This is a genomic window from Acinetobacter sp. YH12099, from assembly GCF_013419195.1.
Lineage (GTDB): Bacteria > Pseudomonadota > Gammaproteobacteria > Pseudomonadales > Moraxellaceae > Acinetobacter > Acinetobacter towneri.
Genome location: NZ_VPAP01000038.1, coordinates 1 through 7,891 on the forward strand (window position 1 = coordinate 1; position 7,891 = coordinate 7,891).

Consider the following 7,891-nt stretch of genomic DNA (forward strand, 5'->3'; position numbering starts at 1 on the left):
GTGTCACAGATGCGAAAAAGCAATTGAGTGCATATTTTGAGTTTTATAATCTGAAACGACCTCATTCGAGTCTAGACAAAATGACACCAAATGAGTTTTACTATGATCAGCTACCCCAACAAAACAAGGTGGCTTAACTAGAGCGGAATATCACTTATAAATACGCTTTTAGTTGTTCAAACAAGTGGAACCACCTCTGTTTGTAATGATATTTTATAAAATTCAATATTAGATCTGCAGAGAAAAACTTATCAAACTAAGTATTGGCTAGTCTTTTTCTTCGAAAAACTTATCAAACGAAGTATTAAGTTAATCTTTTTCTTCAACTTCTTCCTTAAACTCAAACAAATCATTCATCGTACAGTTAAAGTACTTACACAACTTATCGGCGACTGGTAATTCAATACGTACAGCACGGTCATAATACATACTTGTGAGCGTGTTGCGATTGATACCTGTTGCATGCACCACTTCACTTAATTTTAAAATTTTTCTATCGCCCATGAGGCTAGATAACTTACAAGTAATCATATTTAAATTAATTTACAAAAAATAACTTGCTGTGGGTTATTTGAAGTTGTTGACTGAGTAATACTTTGCTAAAATTAACCTACAGCAGGTTATTACAACTTATAGAAAGTATATTTTATCCATTTCAACTAAATTATAACTTTTTAAATATAAGGATTGAACCTGCATTAGATTATTTTGTGGAGATGACCGCCGTGTTACCAAATGAGTTATTGATCAGCCAGCAAGCTCGTGACTTAGGAAATCAATTAATTAAAGAAATGAACATCAATAGAAGTTATGGAATGGCTAATTTTCTTGGAGTAAATACTTGCTATGATAATCATCAGGCTGTACTTATTTGGACATTTCAACTGCTTGAAAGGGAACCTGCCTTAAATGAATTAGCAGAAATTAAAAAATATTTTCTTTTAATCTTTCCAGATAGTGTTTATCAATTAGCCTAAGTTGTTTTTAAAATTAATTTATTAAATAAAAAGCACTAAATCAAAGAAAGCTTTATTTAAAAATACCTATTAATTCAAAAACATACCATTTACTGAATATATGAAGCATAGGTTCCTGCTCTATCACTCACTCGTACTAAAATTACATCGCTCTTTTTACTGATACTAAACAATTTATGTCCACGCCACGTTCTGCGGCTTCGAGGGCTAGTTTTTGTTGAACCACTGAGAACAAGGACAACAAACTGCCTACTATATTTTCCCGGAGAGTGGTGTAGGAACTTTTTCATTATTGCTAATCATATCAGCGACAACATCAGCAACGAGCTCCTCTATTCCTGAGAATGCTTTAGACTGATCCGCATCAAGCCAAGACAATGATGGAAACTCAGCACATCATTCGTTTAAGACCTATTTTAATGACGGCACTGGTCGCAAGTTTAGGTTTTATTCCAATGGCGTTAAACACTGGAATTGGTGCAGAAGTACAACGACCACTAGCAACAGTTGTTATCGGCGGTATTGTATCTTCTACAATTTTAACTTTGTTTGTATTGCCTATTTTATATCAATGGGCGCATGGCTCTGAGAGTAGCAAACAGCAATCCGACGAAATTTAAAATCAAAAAAAGCAGCTTAATTACTAGGTTATGCCTAATTAAGCTGCTTTTAATATTGTATGCCCAACATTTTATTGATAAAGCTTACTGCGCTTCATCCCGACAATTTTCATTTAAAAACTCAAACTCTATCGTTGTATGCGATAAATGATAGGAAGATAATTTAGCTGCAACTTCTTGTTTAAGCCTAATTAATTCTTTAACGTCAAAGTTGTCACTCAGCTCAAGGTGCGCTGTTAAAACGTGACTTTCACCATCTAGTGACCAAAAGTGCATGTGGTGGATACCATTAACTTCAGGAAATTCCATTAGTGATAGTTTAATACGCTTTTGAGTCTCTTTATCGGGTGCAGCTTGAAGAAATAAAACGAGTGTTGATTTCAGGTTTTTGAAAACATTAAACAAGATGAACAGCGTGAACCCTATTGATAAAAGGGGATCTAATATCGGCAGTTCAGCGAACAACAGTACGATAGAGACTATAAGAACGGCAACCCATCCAAGTACATCTTCAAGAAGGTGCCATGTCAGCACTTTCTCATTTAATGTTTCACCCGCTTTTAATTTTAATACAGCATATCCGTTAACGGCAACGCCGAGTATCGCTAGCCCTAACATCCCCTCGACTACAGGCATTTCAGGATTGGACAGCTTTGGAATTGCTTCAAATAAAATCCAAATTGAGCCAATGATTAAAACAATACTGTTTATCAATGCGCCAAAGAGAGTAAGTCTACGATAACCATAACTAAACTTATCTGATGCTTCTTTATCTGAAAAACGACTTAAAATCCACGCAAAACCTATTGAAAGACTATCACCAAGATCGTGAACTGCATCTGCCATTATCGCCGTACTGTTAGTGAGCCAACCACCTATAAATTCGATAATAGTGAATGTCACATTAAGGAAAAATGCCCAACCAATACGGTCATCTTTACCATGTTGATGACTATGATTATGGTTGTGCATTTTGTACCTCTAGTACTTTTCTATTTCTTAGTTTTGATACATTCATATTAATCAAGTGACGTATCAAGCGTTGATATATCCAGCGTTTGAACCCCGACAAGTTAGTCCCTTTTTCGAGATAGAACTCATCAGGGGAATCATAAAGCCCAAAGTCATCATGAATACCTTCTTTTTGAATATAGGTATTTTCTCCACGCCAATCTGTATCTGGTGATGAAAAGCACTTTGTTGCAACACCATAACCACAAAAATCATCTTTTACTTGGTCAAATTTCTCCTGTAGAGAGCTTAAGTATTGCTCATCCAATATAAAGCCCTCTAAGTTTATCCAACGCCCTTCAAAGTAAACTTCTACCCAACTATGAATGATGTATTTAGGTGCTAACCAAAATACATAGCTTGGGATAGCACCTTTTTGTAGTTGCTGGTCTATGGTAAACCCATGAAATCGGCATTGAATGCCTAGTCCACGCAATAGTGCCATTAACAGATTACCCTTAGTATTACATTGTCCATAACCATCTGCTAGCACATCGCTTGCTGCAATATCATCGCTTTCATTATAACCAAAGAAAATCTCATCTTTTACAAACTGATAAGCGGCACCAATTTTGTTGAAGTTATCCAAGTTTTTCCACCTACGTTGATCGATCAAGGATTGGATATCTTTGTGTTCAAAATTAACGATATTCGTATTGTTTAAATATTTCTCAGTCATTTTTTATATATCCTTTTCGTTGCATACTTATACTATAGACTCTATAGTAACTATAGAGTCAAATGTCTGGGGGAAATTGATGAAAATAGGCGAATTGTCAAAAAAATCGGGCTGTTCAATACAAACGATTAGATATTATGAAAGAGAAGGATTTCTGTTAAATCCAAATCGTTCAGAAGGTAATTTCAGGCTGTATGATAGCAAAGCACTTAAACAATTGGAATTCGTAAAGCATTGTCGCAGCCTAGATATATCACTCAATGATATTAAACGTCTTATCGAATTAAAAAATAAGCCAGAAGAAAGCTGCTCTAGCGTTAATGCATTAATTGATCAGCAACTTGCACTAGTGAATAAACGCATGAAAGAATTAAGGGCGCTTAAAGCTGAATTACAACAAATGGCTAGTGCTTGTGGTTCGAACAACCCAACATACTCATTATATTCTGCTGACCATGTAACACGGCAAGTATATTGTTTACTATCCATTTGAAACCCCATAATGTTTTAAGTCTATGTATAAAAGTACGATTTTCACTTAGCAGTACTTAAATAATCACCCCACCACTGCATCATTTCAGTCCGCTGGGCTAAATAGTCAGCGTGATTATAGCTGGCACGGGTACGGTTCTTATCAATATGTGAAAGTTGTGCCTCAATCCAGTTATCCTGGAACAAACCTGAGTCATTCAAAATGGTACTAAAAGTGGAACGTAGTCCATGAGAGGATAATTGATGTTTTCCATAGCCCATCTTACGTATAGCCATATTTAATGTATTAAAATGAATCGGTTGATTATGTTTCCGTGGGCTAGCAAAAATGTACTTTTCACCGTATGACCATTGCATGACGTCTTTTAAAATATCTAAAGCCTGATCTGAAAGTGGAACTAAGAAGTCGGGAATCTCATGGCCTAATATGACTTTTCGTCGAAACTGTTTAATATGCAAGGCAGGTATTTTCCAGACTTTTTCATTTAAATCAAAATGATGAGGCTCAGCCAATAACAATTCAGCCCCTCGCACGCCAGTATGTAATTTGAACAGCAGTGCTTTTTTAATAATCGGATGGGCATCCAATTTTTGTAATTTATACTTAAAATCAGATATATCCTCCGCTTTCAAATACGGATAATTTTTCTTGATTTTACTGTTAATGGCGATTTTATTTAAACCATGCGCGATGTTGAATTCACAATAACCCATCGCTACAGCGTAGTCATAAATTTGGTTCAAATAACTACAAGCTTTCTTGACAGGTTCTTTTACTTGGCGTCCCTCTATTTTTTTGATTACTGAAACCAGGTCATAACGCTTGATGTTTTGAAAAGGTAGATCCTGAAGGTCTGGATAAATATCTTGCTGTAAGCATCTTTCTGCTAACTGTAGTACACCACAGCGGGGTAGATCGTTGAAGGCATTTTTCAGTTTGAACTGTAACCACTCCTCCCCGACCTTACCAAAGGTGATGACATTAGAGGCAGTATCTTGTTCAAAACAGAAATCATTGTCTTTAAAGTCATCTCTGACTTGTCGTGCCTTTTTCAGCGATAAATCAGGATAACGACCTAACTGAATGCGTCGACGTTTTTTAGTTTGTGGATCTGTATAGCGATAGCACCAAGATTTTCTTCCACTCGGCTCAATCTTCAGGCTAAGCCCATCTTCATCGGATAAAAAACTGGTTTTTTCCTTACAATGAGCTTGGCGAACTTTAATTTCAGTAAGACTCATGGAATTTAAATGAAACCTAACAATGGGTTGATTGGATCAATTATATCAAAATAGAACGCTTTATGTATGATGCGTACACTACGCATCATATAGATTTGTAAAGTATTGTTTTATAAATTTATTATTCAATATACTTTAATTTTAGTAACCAGTAGGAGTACCACTTCTTTTTTAGTTCTCAAATATCACGTTTTTTTTGACGCAATGATTCTATCTCGGACTTCGTCAGCTGTTTTACGAGAGATGAGGATATACTTTACCTCCCACTCTGTGAGCCTTTCAACGTCTCACGGCTCTATTTAATGTTATTGAATAATCAATGGATACCAGTAAAGCCTTTTAGGTCTGCTATTGTTTCTAATACAATAGTCTCCACGATCAAGGATTGGACTCAATGCATATTCCAGCATAAACCTACCACCTATTCCTATTCGCACCCTACCACTCATTCCTATTCCAAATCGGCCACTTAGGGTTTATTCAGTAATAGAATTTAAAGGCTTTATTGCCCAAACCTATATTCTTAAAAGCTTATTCAGCAATATAATTCTTAGATAAATTGCATATTCTTATCGTAAAGGACACTGATTCTTCTTTCATTTGGACAGTTACTATGAATTCACTTCCGTCCTAATAATCTGCCCCAAAAGCTTTTTGGCTTCCGATTCGGATCGGCTTTGTTGCACAAATACCTAAGAATATGATTTTATTAAATTTATTCTTAGGTTGAAATTTTCACAAACCTTTAAAAATCAGTGCCTTGCAAAATGTTTATGCAACAAAGCCTATTTAAATCGGCAACTTGAACATATTGATAAGTTAATAAATAATCACATAGATCAAGATCCAACATTGAAACAGGATTTGAAATTACTGCAAACTATTCCTTCAATCGGTGAACGATCAGGCTTATTACTGTTGGGGTTATTTCATTCGCACAAGTTTGAAAAAGCAAGTCAAGCTGCTGCATATGTAGGTTTGGTTCCAGTACATCAGTTGTCTGGCAGTTCAGTCAACAAGCAAAGTCACTTATCAAAAGCAGGTGACAGTAAAATACGCTCAGTATTGTATATGTCGGCATTAACAGCGATTAAATATAATCCACACATTGAAGCTTTATATCAACGATTATTAAGCCAGGGTAAAAATAAAATGTGTGCTTTAGGTGCTGCAATGCGCAAGCTTATACATCTGTGTTATGGCGTTTTAAAACATCAGACTGCCTATCGAAGAGATTATTTAGTGGTCGAATAATCTCAAAACCTGATTGACTACCAAGACGGTATCTCAGGTCCCGAATTTATCAGTCACGAATTTGTGCGCTGGGCTACTGAGCACGGTATTCGTATTGAATATATTCAACCGGGTAAGCCACAGCAGAATGCGTATATTGAACACTATAATCGGACCATACGTTATAGTTGGCTGAGCAAGCATTTATTTGATACTTTGGATGAAGTACAAGATTATGCAACAAACTGGTTGTGGCATTACAACCATGAAAGACCACATCAAGCTAACAAAGGAAAGCCACCTCTAATGGCTGCTTAACCTCTACTTTTAACTTCGGTTATTTATTGAAGGATTACCTTAAAAACTATTAATGTAGCTCCATTTTAAATAAAGAACCGCTTTTTTATTCAAAATAGGGTAGGAACGACTTTAACTAAATCAGTAAGGAATACTTAATGAAATATATCTAATCTCACCTATATTGTTATATGAAATATATATTGTAAATGGAATATCTTCAATTTTCCATTTTTGGCTTCTAACCACGCCATCATCATTCTTAATAAATAATGGCACTCCTAATATATTTTCAATTTCAGCTTTATTCATTGAAAATTTTAAATTAAATGGCAGTTCTTGTTTATATTGAGAAAAGCCTTCCACACCATCATTATAAAAAAATATAGTCGTTAAGTATATTTTTTCACCAGTTATGGGTTTGTCCTCCTGATTTAAATAAAAAGACTCATCAGTAAATATAAAACCCAATCCCTCATCATATTTACTAATATAAAAATTATACTCATCCAATAAATCACCATCTTCATCATAAATTGGTAATTTAATTTCCTCTTGACTTTTCACAAATTGATTTTTAACAAAAAAATCAACTAATTTTTCATCAATATTTGACTTACCCAACAGTGATATTAAATGATCAATAAACTTATTTGTCATTCTTTCTCGCCTCCTCATCCATAATATTTTTCAAAAATTTATCATAATCAGCATTATTTTTACAGCTCAATGTAGTACATGCTTCTTGCAACTTTGTAACGTACTCAGGCGTTAATTTTTTTGCATTATCTATCATTGCCTCAGAATCCCTAATTTGTGCTGCTTGTAAATCATTTGCATCATTTTCAATGAGTCCTTTATTATTTTTTCCTGCATAGGTTGGACCTGCGGCATGCACCTCATTTGGTACAGTTACACTCATTCCTTCATTAATAATACGATTTTTCTCTGCTTGAGTTAAGGGCGCTTCCTTTAAGTCTTCAGCTCTCTTTAATAATGCAGCTTTAGACGGCTGATGATCTCTAGCCACGGTTCCATCTCCAGTGACTTTCTTTTGATTTCCATAATTATCAACCCATCCCACATCAAGAGATTGCTTTTGATTTATTTCAATATCAGCATCTTTCCCCTTAGTGACACCTTTACCTACTCCAGCACCTACAACTCCAGCCACAGCATTAATTAAATATTCTGCACCTTGTTTATTTTTTTCCTCTGTACACGACAAATTTCACAGAACCCTTATCCTATCAGGATTCTGCTTTCTTAAAATTGCCAAAATTTCCTTAAACTCTTCTTTTTTCCCAAAACCAATTAAACGCTGAATCGCCATTTGAACA

Annotated in this window: 9 protein-coding genes and 5 pseudogenes; 6 read left to right on the plus strand and 8 right to left on the minus strand. The window is 35.1% G+C overall.

Annotated features, from left to right (window positions below; all coding sequences use genetic code 11):
- A partial coding sequence (locus tag FTU39_RS13360) for an integrase core domain-containing protein (protein WP_180052275.1) occupies window positions 1-137 on the plus strand: 137 nt, incomplete at its 5' end.
- 172 nt (window positions 138-309) lie between these two features.
- Here FTU39_RS13360 and FTU39_RS13365 read toward each other — a convergent pair.
- Complete coding sequence (locus FTU39_RS13365) at window positions 310-531, minus strand: helix-turn-helix transcriptional regulator (protein ID WP_004658364.1); 222 nt, start codon at window positions 529-531, stop codon at window positions 310-312.
- Between the two features lie 194 nt (window positions 532-725).
- Between FTU39_RS13365 and FTU39_RS13370 the strand changes: the two genes are divergently transcribed.
- The gene (locus FTU39_RS13370; RefSeq protein WP_004658363.1) at window positions 726-977 is read left to right on the plus strand and encodes a hypothetical protein; all 252 of its coding nucleotides are present in this window, start codon (window positions 726-728) and stop codon (window positions 975-977) included.
- Window positions 978-1,229: 252 nt separating this feature from the next.
- Here the strand turns inward: FTU39_RS13370 and FTU39_RS13375 are convergent.
- Window positions 1,230-1,373 (minus strand): annotated as a pseudogene (locus FTU39_RS13375) (antitoxin HicB); the annotation flags it as partial.
- Here FTU39_RS13375 and FTU39_RS13380 point away from each other — a divergent pair.
- Window positions 1,373-1,597, plus strand: a pseudogene (locus tag FTU39_RS13380) (efflux RND transporter permease subunit); the annotation flags it as partial. The pseudogenes FTU39_RS13375 and FTU39_RS13380 overlap by 1 nt on opposite strands.
- An 84-nt stretch (window positions 1,598-1,681) precedes the next feature.
- On the opposite strand, the gene FTU39_RS13385 reads toward FTU39_RS13380, so the two are convergent.
- Together FTU39_RS13385 and FTU39_RS13390 are read right to left on the minus strand one after the other, a co-directional pair.
- Window positions 1,682-2,569 (minus strand): cation diffusion facilitator family transporter, encoded by an 888-nt coding sequence (locus FTU39_RS13385; RefSeq protein ID WP_127800877.1) that lies wholly within the window; start codon window positions 2,567-2,569, stop codon window positions 1,682-1,684.
- The gene (locus FTU39_RS13390; RefSeq protein WP_005245162.1) at window positions 2,556-3,287 is read right to left on the minus strand and encodes a transglutaminase family protein; all 732 of its coding nucleotides are present in this window, start codon (window positions 3,285-3,287) and stop codon (window positions 2,556-2,558) included. The genes FTU39_RS13385 and FTU39_RS13390 overlap by 14 nt, the downstream gene beginning before the upstream one ends.
- A gap of 79 nt (window positions 3,288-3,366) precedes the next feature.
- On the opposite strand from FTU39_RS13390, the gene FTU39_RS13395 reads away from it, so the two are divergent.
- Window positions 3,367-3,780, plus strand: coding sequence for a Cd(II)/Pb(II)-responsive transcriptional regulator (locus tag FTU39_RS13395; RefSeq protein ID WP_179989169.1), 414 nt, complete (start codon window positions 3,367-3,369; stop codon window positions 3,778-3,780).
- Window positions 3,781-3,821: 41 nt separating this feature from the next.
- Here FTU39_RS13395 and FTU39_RS13400 read toward each other — a convergent pair whose 3' ends face one another.
- Together FTU39_RS13400 and FTU39_RS13980 are read right to left on the minus strand one after the other, a co-directional pair.
- Entirely contained in the window at window positions 3,822-5,021 is a 1,200-nt protein-coding gene (locus tag FTU39_RS13400; protein ID WP_005245164.1) for an integrase arm-type DNA-binding domain-containing protein, read from the minus strand.
- A 185-nt stretch (window positions 5,022-5,206) separates the two neighbouring features.
- A pseudogene (locus FTU39_RS13980) lies at window positions 5,207-5,308 on the minus strand (recombinase); the annotation flags it as partial.
- Window positions 5,309-5,798: 490 nt separating this feature from the next.
- Here FTU39_RS13980 and FTU39_RS13405 point away from each other — a divergent pair.
- Window positions 5,799-6,275 (plus strand): annotated as a pseudogene (locus FTU39_RS13405) (transposase); the annotation flags it as partial.
- A 33-nt stretch (window positions 6,276-6,308) separates the two neighbouring features.
- Window positions 6,309-6,572: pseudogene (locus tag FTU39_RS13410) on the plus strand (integrase core domain-containing protein); the annotation flags it as partial.
- A gap of 120 nt (window positions 6,573-6,692) precedes the next feature.
- Here the strand turns inward: FTU39_RS13410 and FTU39_RS13415 are convergent.
- Window positions 6,693-7,211 (minus strand): hypothetical protein, encoded by a 519-nt coding sequence (locus FTU39_RS13415; protein ID WP_154320120.1) that lies wholly within the window; start codon window positions 7,209-7,211, stop codon window positions 6,693-6,695.
- Complete coding sequence (locus tag FTU39_RS13420) at window positions 7,201-7,779, minus strand: hypothetical protein (RefSeq protein ID WP_179990664.1); 579 nt, start codon at window positions 7,777-7,779, stop codon at window positions 7,201-7,203. Before FTU39_RS13420 ends, FTU39_RS13415 begins: the two co-directional genes overlap by 11 nt.
- Window positions 7,780-7,891 lie beyond the last annotated feature (112 nt).

Coding starts and splice junctions, on each gene's coding strand:
- FTU39_RS13365 (WP_004658364.1), bottom strand. CDS start 531: ATGATTACTTGTAAGTTATCTAGCCTCATGGGCGATAGAAAAATTTTA.
- FTU39_RS13385 (WP_127800877.1), bottom strand. CDS start 2,569: ATGCACAACCATAATCATAGTCATCAACATGGTAAAGATGACCGTATT.
- FTU39_RS13390 (WP_005245162.1), bottom strand. CDS start 3,287: ATGACTGAGAAATATTTAAACAATACGAATATCGTTAATTTTGAACAC.
- FTU39_RS13395 (WP_179989169.1), top strand. CDS start 3,367: ATGAAAATAGGCGAATTGTCAAAAAAATCGGGCTGTTCAATACAAACG.
- FTU39_RS13400 (WP_005245164.1), bottom strand. CDS start 5,021: ATGAGTCTTACTGAAATTAAAGTTCGCCAAGCTCATTGTAAGGAAAAA.
- FTU39_RS13415 (WP_154320120.1), bottom strand. CDS start 7,211: ATGACAAATAAGTTTATTGATCATTTAATATCACTGTTGGGTAAGTCA.